This is a genomic window from Rhizobium sp. No.120, assembly GCF_054558365.1.
Genome location: NZ_BAAJNQ010000009.1, coordinates 16,519 through 31,362, shown reverse-complemented (window position 1 = coordinate 31,362; position 14,844 = coordinate 16,519). Strand labels below are relative to the sequence as shown.

The following is a 14,844-nucleotide window of genomic DNA, read 5'->3' as shown; positions in this document are numbered from 1 at the left end:
TCAGCTTGCCGGTGTAAAGCGCGCCACAAGGCTATGGCGATCACCGGGATAGGTCAGGCGGACATGCGTGATCGGACCGGCGGCGCTCCAGGTGCGTCGTTCGACGACGAGGCATGCCGTACCCTTCTGGATATCGAGGTTGGCGGCGGCGTCGCCTTCGGCCGATATGGCGCGGATCTGATGTTCGGCGGTGCTCCACGGCACCTGGTTGAGCAGCCAGGGGCCCGGCGGCAATGTCTCGAAATCAGCTTTCGCAGCTTCCGGCACGGCATCAAGATTAATGACGCGGTCCTCCAGGCAGAAGGGCCGCGGACCGGCATAGTGGATGCAAGTAATCTCGATCACCGGGATAGAGCCGACGAACTGCAGCCTGTGGGCGTCCTCCGGCCGTCCGCGCCGTTTGGCAAGCTTTATCAGCCGGTGTGAATAGGGCAGGTTGAGCGACAGGACCTCGGACTTGATGTCGTGGATCTCGAGCACGGCGGATTGCGCCTGCGGATGCGTGACGAAGCTGCCTGAGCGCTTTCGCCGCTCGATCAAACCAGCGCGCGCAAGCTGGGTCAGCACCTTGTTCACCGTCATGCGCGAGCAGTCATATTGATCCGCCAATTCCATCTCGAACGGAATGCGGTGCCCCGGCGGCCAGGCACCGGAGACGATCTGGCCCTCGATATCGCTGAGAATACGCTGATGCAGGGTCGCCTCTTTGCTCGTGGTCATGCCGCCCGTCTGTTCCGTGTGAGACATGGGATTGTGAGACATGGGATTTCCCGCAAGTTGTTTAGAGGCCAATCAATTGGAGGAAAAGCGATATTTAGGCAATGAGCTCAGCCATCGCCTTGCGGAATCGCGCGGAGATCGCCTCTCTCTTCCGATGGCGCCCGCCTTCGACCTGCTTGCTGCCGAGCGCCCATACGCCATCGACCTTGACGCCGCCGGCGAAAGTCCAGTGATCGAGAATACGGTCGCCGGAGAGATAAGGCACGGCACTTACATCGAGCGAAACGATATCGGCGTGGTTGCCGACGGCAAGGCCGGCCGGCGCCTTCAGAGCCGCGCCGCCACCAGCCAGCGCGCCATCGAATAGCATGCGGGCGGTGGAGCCGCCGGTCGTGGCAATGACATTGCGGGCGCGCAGCGCCAGGCGCTGAGAATATTCGAGCTGCCGCAGCTCCTCCGGCACGGAGATCAGAATATTGGAATCCGAGCCGACTCCGTAGCGGCCACCTTCCTCCAAGAATAGGGGTGCCGGGAACACGCCATCCCCAAGGTTGGCTTCGGTGATCGGGCAAAGGCCGGCGATCGCGCCGCTTCTTGCCATGCGCCGCGTCTCATCCTCGGTCATGTGCGTGGCATGGATCAGGCACCAGCGCTCATTGACGGGCGCATTGTCGAGCAGCCATTGCACTGGCCGGGCACCCGACCAGGCGATGCAGTCCTCTACTTCCTTCACCTGCTCGGCGACATGGATGTGGATCGGCCCATCGCCGGCGATCGGCACGAGCTTTGCGAGCTCTGCCGGTGTCACGGCCCGCAGGCTGTGCGGTGCGATGCCGAGTTCGGCGCCGGGCAGGCGGCTGGTGACCGCGCGGCAGCCGGCCATCAGCGCCTCGAAGTTCTCGATCGAATTGATGAAGCGGCGCTGGCCGTCGATGGGAGAAGCGCCGCCGAAGCCGGAATGGGCGTAAAAGACGGGAAGCAGCGTCAGCGCAATGCCGGTCTCAGTGCTGGCAGCGCCGATGCGCTCGGCTAGCTCGGCGATATTGGCATAATGGCTGCCGTCCTTGTCATGATGCAGGTAGTGGAATTCGCCGACGCGGGAGAAGCCGGCTTCCAGCATTTCCATATAGAGCTGTGCCGCGACGGCCTCGACATGGTCGGGGGTCATCGACAGAGCGAATTTGTACATGACGGTGCGCCAGCTCCAGAAGCTGTCATTGGCCGGGCCGCGGACTTCGGCAAGGCCGGCCATGGCGCGCTGGAAGGCATGGCTGTGCAGGTTCGGCATCGCCGGAACCAGAACATCCTGCCTGTCGTCACCGGCTTCGGGAGCGACATTGGTGGCGATCTCGGCGATGCGGCCGCCTTCGAGGGTCAGTCGCACATTCTCGTGCCATCCGTCGCCAAGCAGTGCGGCGCGTGCATGAAGTCTCGTCATGGTCTCACCCTTTCCTTTCGGACATGGAGTCCAAAATCCCTCTTGTCAGCCTTTCGATTATGTATATACATTATGAGCCAACGAGGAAAGGCGTAAAGCTGATGGGTGGGAATAATTTTTCCGAAGACAGCAGGGAAGACGACGCGGCAAGCCGCGTCTGGCGCAACGCTCGCCTTGCGACCTTGAAAGAGGGCGAGGCCCGGCTCGGCACCATCGAGAAAGGCGCGATCCTGACCAGGGGTGGCCATATCGTCTTTGCCGGCAACGAAGCCGATCTGCCCGATACATCGGGCGCCGAAATCGTCGATCTCGAAGGGCGCTGGGTGACTCCAGGCCTCGTAGATTGCCACACGCATATTATCTATGGCGGTAACCGCGCTCGTGAATTCGAAATGCGGCTGGAAGGCGCGAGCTACGAAGAGATCGCCCGTGCCGGCGGCGGCATCGTTTCCTCCGTCAATGCGACCCGCGCGCTATCGGTAGACGAGCTCGTTGCCGCTGCCTTGCCGCGCCTCGACACGCTGCTCTCGGAAGGCGTAACGACAATCGAAGTGAAGTCGGGCTACGGCCTCAACATCGAATCCGAATTGAAGATGCTGCGGGCCGCGCGCAAGCTGGAGACAGTCCGCCCGGTTCGCGTCGTGACTTCTTATCTCGGTGCTCACGCGACGCCGACAGAGTACAAGGGCCGCAACGGCGATTATATCACTGATGTCGTGCTGCCGGGCCTCAGCCAAGCGCATGCCGAGGGTCTTGTCGATGCCGTCGACGGTTTTTGCGAGGGTATAGCCTTTTCGACGGCGGAAATCGCCCGCGTCTTCGATCTTGCCAAGTCGCTCGGTATTCCGGTGAAGCTGCATGCCGAACAACTTTCCAATCTAGGCGGTGCCAAGCTTGCCGCTTCCTATGGTGCTTTATCAGCCGATCACGTCGAATATCTCGATGGGGACGGCGTCAAAGCGATGGCTGCGGCTGGTACGGTTGCCGTGCTGCTGCCCGGCGCCTTCTATGCCATCAACGAGAAGCAGAAGCCGCCGGTTCAAGCCCTGCGTGATGCGGGCGTCTCGATCGCAATTGCCACGGACTCCAATCCTGGGACCTCACCGCTGACCTCGCTGCTGCTGACCATGAACATGGCCGCTACCCTTTTCCGCCTGACGGTCGAGGAATGCATCGCCGGCGCGACGCGCGAAGGCGCTCGCGCCCTTGGGCTGCTCTCCGAGACGGGGACGCTCGAAGCCGGCAAGTCGGCCGATTTTGCCATCTGGGATGTCGAGAGCCTGGCGGAGCTGGTCTACCGCATCGGCTTCAATCCCCTCCATGCACATGTTTTCAAGGGAAAGAGGTTCAACCGATGACTGTCGTTCTCCATCCGGGTTCCGTCTCGCTGCGACAGCTGGCGACGATCTATTGGAGCGGTGAGCCGGCTAAGCTCGATGCGTCCTTCGACGCCGGCGTTGCCAAGGCAGCCGCCCGCATCGCTGAAATCGCAGCCGGCAACGCGCCGGTTTACGGCATCAATACCGGCTTTGGCAAACTGGCTTCCATCAAGATCGAAAGCGCCGATGTCGCGACGCTTCAGCGCAATCTCATCCTCTCGCATTGCTGCGGCGTGGGGCAGCCGTTGCCCGAAAACGTCGTTCGCCTCATCATGGCGCTGAAGCTCATTTCGCTCGGGCGCGGCGCCTCCGGCGTTCGGCTGGAACTCGTGCGGCTCATCGAAGGCATGCTCGAAAAGGGCGTCGTTCCTGTCATTCCCGAAAAGGGTTCCGTCGGCGCATCGGGCGATCTCGCACCGCTGGCTCATATGACCGCCGTCATGATGGGGCATGGGGAAGCTTTTTATGCCGGTGAGCGGCTTTCCGGTGCGGCAGCGCTCGAAAAGGCCGGTCTGAAGCCGGTCGTGCTTGCCGCAAAGGAAGGGTTGGCGCTGATCAACGGTACGCAGGTCTCGACCGGTCTCGCGCTTGCGGGTCTCTTCCGTGCCCATCGTGCCGCCCAGGCCGCTCTCATTACCGGCGCGATGTCGACGGATGCGGCGATGGGCTCCTCGGCACCCTTTCACCCCGATATTCATACGCTGCGCGGCCATAAGGGCCAGATCGATACCGCCGCCGCCCTTCGCGGCCTGCTCGTCGGTTCGGTGATCCGCGAAAGCCATATCGAAGGCGATGAGCGCGTACAGGATCCCTATTGTATCCGCTGCCAGCCGCAGGTCGACGGAGCCTGCCTCGACCTTCTGCGTACCGTCGGCCGGACACTCGAAATCGAAGCCAATGCCGTTACCGACAATCCGCTGGTGCTGTCGGACAATTCCGTCGTTTCCGGCGGCAATTTCCATGCCGAGCCGGTCGCTTTCGCCGCCGACCAGATTGCCATCGCCGTCTGTGAAATAGGCGCCATCGCCCAGCGCCGCATCGCGCTGCTGGTCGACCCGGCGCTCAGCTACGGCCTCCCGGCTTTCCTCGCCAAGAAACCGGGCCTGAATTCCGGCCTGATGATTGCCGAAGTGACCTCGGCCGCGCTGATGTCGGAAAACAAGCAGATGTCGCATCCGGCCTCGGTCGACTCGACCCCAACCTCCGCCAACCAGGAAGACCATGTTTCCATGGCCTGCCATGGCGCCCGCCGGCTGCTTCAAATGACCGAAAACCTCTTCGGGATCATCGGCATCGAAGCGCTGACGGCTGCTCAGGGCGTTGAGCTTCGCGCGCCGCTGACGACCAGCCCGGAACTGACCCTTGCCATTGCTTCGATCCGCGCCGCCGTGCCGTCGCTGGAAGAGGATCGCTACATGGCAAACGACCTGAAAGCCGCCAGCGAGCTTATCGGCTCCGGCGCGCTCAATGCCTCGATTTCAACCGACATCCTGCCCTCCTTGGAGATGTGACATGACCAACCCACGCCATAATATCCGCGAAATCCGCGCGCCTCGCGGTCCGGAGCTCAACGCCAAGAGCTGGCTGACCGAAGCGCCCTTGCGCATGCTGATGAACAACCTCGACCCGGACGTCGCCGAAAACCCGAACGAGCTGGTCGTCTATGGCGGCATCGGCCGCGCCGCTCGCACCTGGGACGATTTCGACCGTATCGCCGCGACGCTGAAGACGCTCAACGAAGACGAGACTCTGCTCGTGCAGTCCGGCAAGCCGGTCGCCGTGTTCCGCACCCACAAGGATGCGCCGCGCGTACTGATCGCCAATTCCAACCTCGTGCCGCACTGGGCGACCTGGGATCACTTCAACGAGCTGGATAAGAAGGGCCTTGCCATGTACGGCCAGATGACGGCCGGCTCGTGGATCTACATCGGCACGCAGGGCATCGTGCAGGGCACCTACGAAACCTTCGTCGAAGCCGGCCGCCAGCACTATAATGGCAACCTGAAGGGCAAGTGGATCCTGACCGGCGGTCTCGGCGGCATGGGCGGCGCACAGCCGCTCGCGGCCGTCATGGCCGGCGCCTGCTGCCTCGCCGTCGAAAGTGACGAAACCCGCATCGATTTCCGCCTGCGCACCCGTTATGTCGACGAGAAAGCAAAGACGCTCGACGAAGCGCTTGCCTTGATCGACAAGTGGACGAAGGCCGGCGAAGCCAAGTCCGTCGGCCTGCTCGGCAACGCCGCAGAGATATTCCCGGAACTCGTGAAGCGCATGAAGGCCGGCGGCCCGCGTCCGGATATCGTCACCGATCAGACCTCCGCCCACGATCCGCTGAACGGCTATCTGCCGATCGGCTGGACGGTGGCCGAACATCGAGCCAAGCGCGAGAGCGACCCGAAGGCCGTCGAAGCTGCCGCCCGTGCCTCCATGAAGGTGCATGTCGAAGCCATGGTCGCTTTCTGGGATGCCGGCGTGCCGACGCTCGACTATGGCAACAATATCCGCCAGGTCGCCAAGGAAGAGGGTTTCGAAAACGCCTTCGCTTTCCCGGGCTTCGTGCCGGCTTATATCCGCCCGCTCTTCTGCCGCGGCATCGGTCCGTTCCGCTGGGCTGCCCTCTCGGGCGATCCGGAGGATATCTACAAGACCGACGCCAAGGTGAAGGAGCTGCTGCCCGACAACAAGCACCTGCACAACTGGCTGGACATGGCGCGCGAGCGCATCGCTTTCCAGGGCCTGCCGGCGCGCATTTGCTGGGTCGGTCTCGGTGATCGCCATCGCCTCGGCCTAGCCTTCAACGAAATGGTTAGAAACGGCGAGCTGAAGGCTCCTGTCGTCATCGGCCGCGACCATCTCGACTCCGGCTCGGTCGCCTCGCCGAATCGCGAAACCGAAGCCATGAAGGACGGCTCGGATGCCGTTTCCGACTGGCCGCTGCTCAACGCCCTGCTCAACACCGCATCGGGTGCCACCTGGGTATCGCTGCACCACGGCGGCGGCGTCGGCATGGGCTTCAGCCAGCACTCCGGCATGGTCATCTGCGCCGACGGCACGGATGATGCGGCCAAGCGCCTGGAGCGCGTTCTCTGGAACGATCCGGCGACCGGCGTCATGCGCCACGCCGACGCCGGCTACGACATTGCCCTCGACTGGGCCAAGAAGCAAGGCTTGCGCCTGCCGGCCATCCTGGGGAACTAAGATGAAGCTGCTGCGCGCCAGTGACCACAAGCGCATGCCCTGGAAAAACGGCGGCGGGGAAACGGTGGAGATCGCCGTTTCGCCCGAGGGCGCTGGGCTTGCCGACTTCGACTGGCGCGTCAGCATGGCAACCGTTGCGACGGATGGGCCGTTTTCAATTTTTCCCGGCATCGATCGCACGCTATCCATCCTTGATGGCGAGGGCATGACCCTCTTCATCAAGGGGCGCGCACCCGAACGCCTGACGCAGGCGAGCGAGCCGCTGCCCTTTGCTGCCGACGCGCCGACTTCGGCGACGTTGATCGATGGGACGATTACCGATCTCAACGTCATGACGCGGCGGGGCCGTTTTACGCATTCGGTGCAGCGCGTTTTGGTCGACGGGCACAGTGAAGTCGCGTTTGAAACCGGGACCAATCTGATTCTTTGCCATCGAGGCCATGTCGAGGTTGACGGCAACGCGCTTGATGCGGGCGATTGCCTTTTGATTTACAACGACAGCGCCGCGCGGCATTCAATCTCGGGGAAGGCGCAGCTGTTCCATATCGCCGTCGCGGCAATATAGTCAGCTATCTGCCGTTCCTTGACTTGACACCCGCCCGGCTCGGTTATCTCCTTTCTGCGCAGCAGAGAGGACACCGGCATGAGCGACGATCAGATCCCCGCCGATAGCAAGCTCACCACTTCCAAGCGCCGATGGGCGGCGGAGGGCAAGTTTCTGACGGGGCGCATCAGCCGGCCCGAAACGGAGCGGCTGCCACCGGGGCAGCATCTCGTGAAGAACTGGCCAGTACTCGATCTCGGCGTGCAGCCGCAGATTTCTCTGTCGAGCTGGCGGCTCGATGTAATCGGCTTCGTGGAGAACCGCCTCAGCTTGGATTGGGCGACTTTCCAGGCGATAGAGCAGACCACCCGTGTCAGCGATATTCATTGCGTGACGACCTGGTCGCGCTATGACAATCGCTGGGAAGGGGTTTCTACACGCGATCTGCTCGATCTCGCCATGCCGACGGCGGAGGCGCAGCATGTGCTGCTCACGAGCTATGACGGCTATACCACCAATCTGCCGCTTGCGGATTTTGCGGCTGAGGATGCGATCCTCGCAACCGCCTGGGAGAATCAGCCGCTGACGCGTGAGCACGGTGGCCCGATGCGCCTCGTCGTGCCGCACCTCTATTTCTGGAAGAGCGCCAAGTGGCTGAACCGCATCGAGCTCATCGGTGCCGATAGGGCCGGCTTCTGGGAGAAGAACGGTTATCACATGTATGGCGATCCCTGGCGCGAGCAGCGCTATTCGGACGATTGACGCTCTGGGCGCTTCGCAAGTGAGATGCCCGGCACTGGCCCTCCCACATCGCGATTCTTATGTCACCGTGGCAATTTTTGATGGCGACGGTTGGGTTTGTGGCTTTGCAAGCTACCATCATGGGCGTATTCAATGATCGTATGATTACGGCCGACAATGCGCGGCTTCCTTGAACGCCAATCTCCGAAATTTCATCCCATGACCGTTGCCAGGACCATAGAAGAGCCTTCCGAAGTAAGTTTCGGCCGGCAGTCCCGCATCATCGCCTTCGTTGTCGCCGTCTCCTTCTTCAGGCAGATCCTGGACGGCACCATCGTCACCACCTCGTTGCCGCAGATGGCGGCAACCTTTGGTGTCGAGCCGGTTTCGATGAGCATCGGCATCACGGTCTATCTGCTCACCATGGCGGCTTTCGTGCCGCTGGCCGGCTGGGCGGGCGATCGCTATGGTGCACGGCGAGTGTTCCTGGCCTCGATCACCATCTTCACCGTGGCATCGCTGTTTTGCGGACTTTCGGCCAATTTGACCGAGTTCATCATCGCTCGCGCCATTCAGGGTATCGGCAGCGCGTTGATGACGCCAGTCGGGCGCATCATCGTGCTGAAAAACGCGCGCAAATCCGATCTGGTGCACGCGATGTCGATGATCACTTGGCCGGCACTGACGGCGCCTGTCATCGGCCCCGTGCTCGGCAGCTTCATCACCACCTATTTCAGCTGGCACTGGAATTTCCTCATCAATATCCCGATCGGCATCATCGGCCTTGGCCTCGTTCTGCGCTTCGTGCCGGATCAGCGGGAGGAAAAGGTCGCCCGCCTCGATTTCATCGGCTTCCTGCAGTCGGCGGCGGGGCTGACCTTCCTGCTCGCCGGCCTCGAATTCGTGGTGCAGGGCACGACGGGGCTGGCGCCCAGCATTGGGTTGATCGCTGCAGGCGTGGTTTTCTCCATCCTCGCCACCCGACATTTCTTGACGGTCGATGCACCCTTGCTCGATCTCTCCGCCTTCAAGGTACAGACCTTCGCCATGTCTACGCTTTCGGCGGGTACGGCGAGCCGGGTCGCGATCAACGCGACGCCCTTCCTGATCCCACTGCTCTTCCAGGTCGGCTTCGGCCGCACGGCAATCGATGCGGGCACCTATCTGCTGTTCTATTTCGCCGGCAATCTCGGCATGAAGGCGATCACGACGCAGATGTTGAGAATCTTCGGTTTCCGCAACGTGCTCGTCGTCAACGGGTCGATCTCGTCGGCCAGCATTGCCGGATGTGCACTTCTGTCTCCGGCGACGCCGGATACGTTAATATATTGCCTGCTATTCATGGCTGGCCTGTCGCGCTCGATGAACTTCACGGCGCTGAATACGCTGGGGTTTGCTGACATCCATGCCGCACAGCGCAGCTCCGCCTCGACATTGTCGAGCATGCTGCAGCAGGTTTCACTGCTGCTTGGCGTGGCCGTCGCTGCTGCGGTCCTCAATCTCTCGCGCACGATTCATGGTGGGGAAACGCTCTCGCTCATCGATTTTCGCTGGGCTTTCCTCGTCATTGGTCTTATCGGTGGCATCTCCGCATTGCGTTTTATCAGCCTGCCGCACGATGCCGGCGCAGAGGTATCCCGCCATAAAGTGAAGACCTGATCAAAACCTTCAAATTCTTAATGATATTGACAGGCAAGCCGCTGTAAAGTGGCCTGCCGGTTCCCATATGAAACTCGCGTCAACTCCCACAGGAGGCAGTCCCATGCTGCTCAGAACCCTCGCTATCTCCGCTCTCGTCGTCGGCGTATCCAGTGCCGCCATGGCCGAGCAGGTGCACAAGCATCACCCCAAGCGCGTCAATGTTGAGGCGTTCCAGGCCGATGTCGGCAGCGTCGACCATTCGAAGGATGCGATCCTTCCCGACGGCACGATCAACACCGACCCGTCGGTAACGGGCCCGATCCGCGCCGGCGACTCGATGTCCCGTCTGCAATGCGCTGCTGCTCCGAACGCCGTCGGTGTTCGCTCGAATACCTTTGCGGCTGGCCCTTCCTCGCTTTGCCCGTAAGAGCAAGATCGTAGCGGGCTGGCTCCGTTGGAGCGGCTCAGGCCAGCTCGATATCCGTCTGCTTGAAGCGGTCGCTGCTCGACAATAGCGGCTGGCGATAATAGCGAGCGCAGGCATAGGTCATGCAATCGTCAAGGCCGAGGCGAGCCATATGGTCGCCTTGGCCATAGCGCTCGTAAGCCTCGGTCGCGACGACGGCAGCGCGAGGTGGCACCGCGAGCAGTTGGATGTTCATCAGCTGCAGGAACGTGCGCACCGCTTCGCTTGCCTCTGTCGGCGACAATCCCAAAGCACTGGAAACCTGGATTGCGGCAATCGCTGCGACAACCGGCGAGGTCATGCGAGCTGTTGCCGGCTGCATGCGAATGGCGAAGGCGCGGGCCTCTTCCTCGTCGGTCATCATTGCCGACAGCACCGAAGCGTCAATGAACATCAGGCTTCTCCGGTCGTGCCAGTGCTTACGCCTTTGGCGGAGGCTTTCTGCTTGAGATTGCGGCAAAAGGCGACGGCGACATCGGCAAGGGCCGGCTTGGTCAGTTCCTCATCCAGCGCCTTTTGCAAGGCGAGCCGCACCGCTTCCGTCTTGGTGGCAGCCTTGGTCAGCGCCTGATAGCGTCGCGCCAATCGATCTATGGCGTCGTCTTTAATGTAAAGCGGCATTGGATATCCTTTCTAGTTTTGGGGATATCCTTAGAGCCTTTCTGGTTTCAGGGCAATCGCGTCTGATGCCTGCTTGTGCTCCGATTTCATCGATATTTAGATGACGGATATCATCTAACGTGCTAGCAATGACATTAAGCTGTTTGCTTGACCGTGAGGAGATGTCATGCCTGCTATCGATCCCGTTGTCATCGTTTCCGCCACCCGCACGCCGCTCGGCCGTTTCCAGGGCGATCTTTCGCCCCTGCAGGCGCCCGAGCTCGGTGCGCATGTCATCCGTGCTGCGCTGGAGCGCGCCGGACTTTCGGCGGAGAGAGTGGATGAGGTTCTGTTCGGCTGCGTCCTGCCCGCGGGGCAGGGGCAAGCGCCGGCCCGGCAGGCTGCGCGCGGGGCAGGCCTGCCGGATGCTGTCGGGGCAACTACGATCAACAAGGTCTGTGGTTCCGGCATGAAGGCGACCATGTTGGCGCATGACCTGCTTCTCGCTGGTTCGGCCTCAATCACGGTTGCTGGCGGCATGGAATCCATGTCGAATGCGCCCTATCTGCTTGCCAAGGCCCGCAGCGGCTATCGCATGGGCCATGACCGGATCTTCGATCACATGATGCTCGACGGGCTCGAGGACGCCTATGAGAAGGGCCGCTCCATGGGTGATTTCGGCGAAATGGCAGTCGAGGCCTATCAGTTCAGCCGCGACGATCAGGATGCTTACGCGGTCGAAACCCTTTCGCGCGCCCGCAATGCGCTTGAGACCGGCGCTTTCGAAGCGGAAATCACGCCGATCTCGGTGAGTGGCAAGGGTGGTCCGGTCACGGTCGCCAAGGATGAGCATCCGCAAAAGGTTTCGCCCGAAAAGATCCCGACGCTCAAGCCGGCATTCCGCAAGGATGGCACGATTACGGCCGCCAGTGCCTCGGCGAATGCCGACGGTGCGGCGGCGCTCATCCTGACGCGCCGTTCGCTTGCCGAGCGCGAGGGATTGCCCATTCTCGCTGAAATCAAGGCGCATGCCACGCATTCTCAGGAACCTGCCTGGTACACCACCGCGCCGATCCCGGCGATCCGCAAGGTACTCGATAAGACTGGATGGAAGGTCGGCGATGTCGATCTCTTCGAGATCAACGAGGCCTTCGCCGTCGTCGCCATGGCGGCTGCCAAGGAACTTGGCATTGCGCGCGACCGCCTGAACGTCAATGGCGGCGCCTGCGCGCTCGGCCATCCCATCGGCGCCACCGGGGCACGGCTGATCGTGACGCTCCTACATGCGCTCGAGCGTCAGGGAGCAAGGAAGGGTGTTGCGGCGCTTTGCATCGGCGGCGGTGAGGCGACGGCGATTGCTGTGGAGCGGGTCGGCTGACTGGAGGGATATAGGGGCTGGTCATGCACGCCTATTGATGCCGCAGCATGATGTCATGGCCCCTCATCCTAGCCTTCTCCCCGCTTGGTGGGGAGAAGGGACGACCGCGCCAGAGGACGAGTTCCTAACAATATCGTATGCTATTGGCGCTCTATTTCGCCAGCCGCAGCCTCAGTGCATTGCCGATCACCGAGACTGACGACAGGCTCATTGCTGCGGCCGCGATCATCGGTGACAGCAGCAGACCGAAGACCGGGTAGAGCACGCCAGCTGCCAGCGGCACGCCGAGCGCATTGTAGCCGAAGGCGAAGGCGAGGTTCTGCTTGATGTTGCGGATGGTCGCTTCCGAGAGGTGGCGTGCCCGCACGATGCCATTGAGATCGCCCTTTACCAGAGTGATCCCGGCGCTTTCCATGGCGACATCGGCGCCTGTGCCCATGGCGATGCCGACATCGGCTGATGCAAGTGCCGGAGCGTCGTTGATGCCATCGCCGGCCATGGCAACGATGCGACCCTTGGCGCGTAGTTCGTCGATCAGTGCCTTCTTGCCTTCCGGCAGCATATCGGCGCGCACTTCGTCGATGCCGAGCTGCTTCGCGACGGCGGCAGCGGTCTTGCCGTTGTCGCCGGTTGCCATGACGATGGTCAGGCCGCTTTCGTGCAACGCCTTGATGGCGGCTGCCGTGGTCGGCTTGATCCGGTCGGCGACAGCGACAAGGCCGGCCAGCTTCCTGTCGATAGCGACAAACATGACGGTCTTGCCTTCGCCGCGCAGGCGCTCCGTCTCAGCCTTCAAGTCATCGATCGAGACGCCAAGATCGGACATCATCGCCGCGTTGCCGAGGGTGATCGCGGTTTCGCCGGTGCGGCCCTCGACGCCTTTGCCTGTTACAGCCGAGAAGCCCGAGATCTCGACGAAGTGCGCCTGGCGCTCCTTGGCGCCGGCGACGATCGCTTCGGCAAGCGGGTGTTCGGAGCCACGCTCCAAGCTGGCGGCGAGCGAGAGAAGGCGTGCCTCGTCCGTGCCCGCCGCGGTGACGATATCGGTCAGGTTCGGTTTGCCTTCCGTCAGCGTGCCCGTCTTGTCGACGATGAGTGTGTCCACTTTGGCGAAGCGTTCGAGCGCTTCTGCATCGCGCACCAGCACACCCTCCTGCGCGCCGCGGCCGGTGGCGATCATGATCGACATGGGGGTTGCCAGCCCCAGCGCACAGGGGCAGGCGATGATGAGCACCGCAACGGCGGCAAGCAGCGCATGCGCCAGCCTCGGTTCCGGCCCGACAAAGGCCCAGACGGCGAAGGCGATGATGGCAGCTGCGACAACGGCCGGCACAAAGACGGCAGAGACGCGGTCGACCATCGTCTGGATCGGCGCGCGCGAGCGTTGCGCCTTAGCAACAAGCTCGACGATGCGAGAGAGCGTGGTCTCGGCGCCGACCTTTTCGGCTTGCATGATAAGCGCGCCATTTTTGTTGATCGTGCCACCGGTCAAGGCATCGCCCTTGGTTTTTTCGACCGGCAGGGGCTCGCCTGTGATCATCGATTCATCGACGGTAGATTGGCCTTCGATAACGGAACCGTCCACGGGAACGCGCTCGCCGGGCCGCACCCGCAGCCGGTCGCCAGCCTGGATCTCATCGACGGGCACATCGGTTTCGCTGCCATTGGCGCCGATCTTCCGTGCCGTTTTCGGCGCGAGATCGAGAAGCGCGCGAATGGCCGAGCCGGTACGTTCGCGGGCTTTCAATTCCAGTACCTGGCCGACGAAGACCAGGGCGACGATAACGGAAGCCGCCTCGAAATAGACGGGCACGCTCTCGCCATGCCCGCTGAAGCTCATGGGGAAAAGGCCGGGGGCGAGCGTGGCGATGACGCTGTAGACATAGGCGGTGCCGACGCCGAGGCCGATCAGTGTCCACATATTGGGGCTGCGATTGACGAGCGAATTCCAGGCGCGGCGAAAGAAGGGCAGCGCTGCCCAAAGAACGACCGGCGTTGCGAGAACAAGCTCGAGCCAGATGGCGATTGGTTCGCCGATCCAGTCGCGAATGGGAAGGCCGATCATCGGCCCCATGCTGATGGCAAGCAACGGCAGCGACAGGGCGGCGCTGATCCAAAGCCGGCGCGTGAAATCGACAAGCTCCGGGTTCGGGCCTTCATCCGCGGCGGGGACTCCCATGGGCTCCAGCGCCATGCCGCATTTCGGGCAGTCGCCAGGATGGTCGCTGATCACCTCGGGATGCATCGGGCAGGTATAGAGCGTGCCCTTCGGCACCGGCTTTGGCGGCGGCTTGTTGCCATCGAGATAAGCCGATGGCTCTGCTTCGAACTTCGCCTTGCAGCCGGCCGAGCAGAAATAGAATTTCTCGCCTTCGTGCTTCGTTAAATGGCGGGCGGTGGCGCGATCGACCGTCATGCCGCAGACGGGATCCTTGGCCGTGAGATAGTTTTCCGGCGCAGCCTCGAATTTTACGCGGCAGCCATTGCTGCAAAAGTGGAATGTGCGCCCGCGATATTCCAACGACGGCTTGCCGGCCTCAGGATCGACGGTCATGCCGCAGACGGGATCGCGGATCATTTCATCCTGCGTGTCGGCATGGTGGTGATCGTGACCATGATGGCTGTGATCGTGCTCGTCGTGTGGTCTCATGTCATACTCCTTTGCCCGAAGGGGCTTCGGACAGGTTTATGGACCTTCCCATCGCTGGAAGGTCAAGCCGGAAAATAGTGATTGCCATC

General features: G+C 62.1%; 13 protein-coding genes. 8 read left to right on the top strand and 5 right to left on the bottom strand.

The window, feature by feature from the left end; translation table 11 throughout:
• Nucleotides 1-720: a histidine utilization repressor gene (gene hutC / locus ACYJRZ_RS22365; RefSeq protein ID WP_459462982.1), complete on the bottom strand. Its 720-nt coding sequence runs from the start codon at nucleotides 718-720 to the stop codon at nucleotides 1-3.
• A 94-nt stretch (nucleotides 721-814) separates the two neighbouring features.
• Nucleotides 815-2,158 carry a formimidoylglutamate deiminase gene (locus tag ACYJRZ_RS22360; RefSeq protein WP_459462659.1) on the bottom strand — a complete coding sequence of 448 codons (1,344 nt, stop codon included), beginning with the start codon at nucleotides 2,156-2,158 and terminating at the stop codon, nucleotides 815-817.
• Between the two features lie 101 nt (nucleotides 2,159-2,259).
• Between ACYJRZ_RS22360 and hutI the strand changes: the two genes are divergently transcribed.
• From hutI to ACYJRZ_RS22325, 7 genes are all read left to right on the top strand, one after another.
• The gene (gene hutI / locus ACYJRZ_RS22355; RefSeq protein ID WP_459462657.1) at nucleotides 2,260-3,516 is read left to right on the top strand and encodes an imidazolonepropionase; all 1,257 of its coding nucleotides are present in this window, start codon (nucleotides 2,260-2,262) and stop codon (nucleotides 3,514-3,516) included.
• Nucleotides 3,513-5,048 carry a histidine ammonia-lyase gene (hutH, locus tag ACYJRZ_RS22350; protein ID WP_459462655.1) on the top strand — a complete coding sequence of 512 codons (1,536 nt, stop codon included), beginning with the start codon at nucleotides 3,513-3,515 and terminating at the stop codon, nucleotides 5,046-5,048. Before hutI ends, hutH begins: the two co-directional genes overlap by 4 nt.
• Before the next feature lies 1 nt (nucleotide 5,049).
• Nucleotides 5,050-6,735, top strand: a complete 1,686-nt coding sequence (gene hutU / locus ACYJRZ_RS22345) for a urocanate hydratase (RefSeq protein ID WP_459462653.1) — start codon at nucleotides 5,050-5,052, stop codon at nucleotides 6,733-6,735.
• Nucleotide 6,736: 1 nt separating this feature from the next.
• On the top strand, nucleotides 6,737-7,300 hold the full coding sequence (locus tag ACYJRZ_RS22340; protein WP_459462651.1) for a HutD/Ves family protein: 564 nt from the start codon (nucleotides 6,737-6,739) through the stop codon (nucleotides 7,298-7,300).
• A gap of 78 nt (nucleotides 7,301-7,378) precedes the next feature.
• On the top strand, nucleotides 7,379-8,041 hold the full coding sequence (locus ACYJRZ_RS22335; RefSeq protein WP_459462649.1) for a sulfite oxidase-like oxidoreductase: 663 nt from the start codon (nucleotides 7,379-7,381) through the stop codon (nucleotides 8,039-8,041).
• Nucleotides 8,042-8,239: 198 nt separating this feature from the next.
• Nucleotides 8,240-9,679, top strand: coding sequence for an MFS transporter (locus tag ACYJRZ_RS22330; RefSeq protein ID WP_459462647.1), 1,440 nt, complete (start codon nucleotides 8,240-8,242; stop codon nucleotides 9,677-9,679).
• Between the two features lie 103 nt (nucleotides 9,680-9,782).
• Entirely contained in the window at nucleotides 9,783-10,088 is a 306-nt protein-coding gene (locus ACYJRZ_RS22325) for a hypothetical protein (RefSeq protein ID WP_459462645.1), read from the top strand.
• 37 nt (nucleotides 10,089-10,125) lie between these two features.
• Here the strand turns inward: ACYJRZ_RS22325 and ACYJRZ_RS22320 are convergent, their stop codons facing one another.
• On the bottom strand, nucleotides 10,126-10,521 hold the full coding sequence (locus tag ACYJRZ_RS22320; RefSeq protein ID WP_459462643.1) for a type II toxin-antitoxin system VapC family toxin: 396 nt from the start codon (nucleotides 10,519-10,521) through the stop codon (nucleotides 10,126-10,128).
• Nucleotides 10,521-10,748, bottom strand: coding sequence for a type II toxin-antitoxin system VapB family antitoxin (locus ACYJRZ_RS22315; protein WP_459462641.1), 228 nt, complete (start codon nucleotides 10,746-10,748; stop codon nucleotides 10,521-10,523). The genes ACYJRZ_RS22320 and ACYJRZ_RS22315 overlap by 1 nt, the downstream gene beginning before the upstream one ends.
• 166 nt (nucleotides 10,749-10,914) lie before the next feature.
• Here ACYJRZ_RS22315 and ACYJRZ_RS22310 point away from each other — a divergent pair, with 166 nt between their 5' ends.
• Nucleotides 10,915-12,105, top strand: coding sequence for an acetyl-CoA C-acyltransferase (locus tag ACYJRZ_RS22310; RefSeq protein WP_459462639.1), 1,191 nt, complete (start codon nucleotides 10,915-10,917; stop codon nucleotides 12,103-12,105).
• A gap of 151 nt (nucleotides 12,106-12,256) precedes the next feature.
• Here the strand turns inward: ACYJRZ_RS22310 and ACYJRZ_RS22305 are convergent, their stop codons facing one another.
• On the bottom strand, nucleotides 12,257-14,755 hold the full coding sequence (locus tag ACYJRZ_RS22305; RefSeq protein WP_459462637.1) for a heavy metal translocating P-type ATPase: 2,499 nt from the start codon (nucleotides 14,753-14,755) through the stop codon (nucleotides 12,257-12,259).
• Between the last annotated feature and the right edge of the window lie 89 nt (nucleotides 14,756-14,844).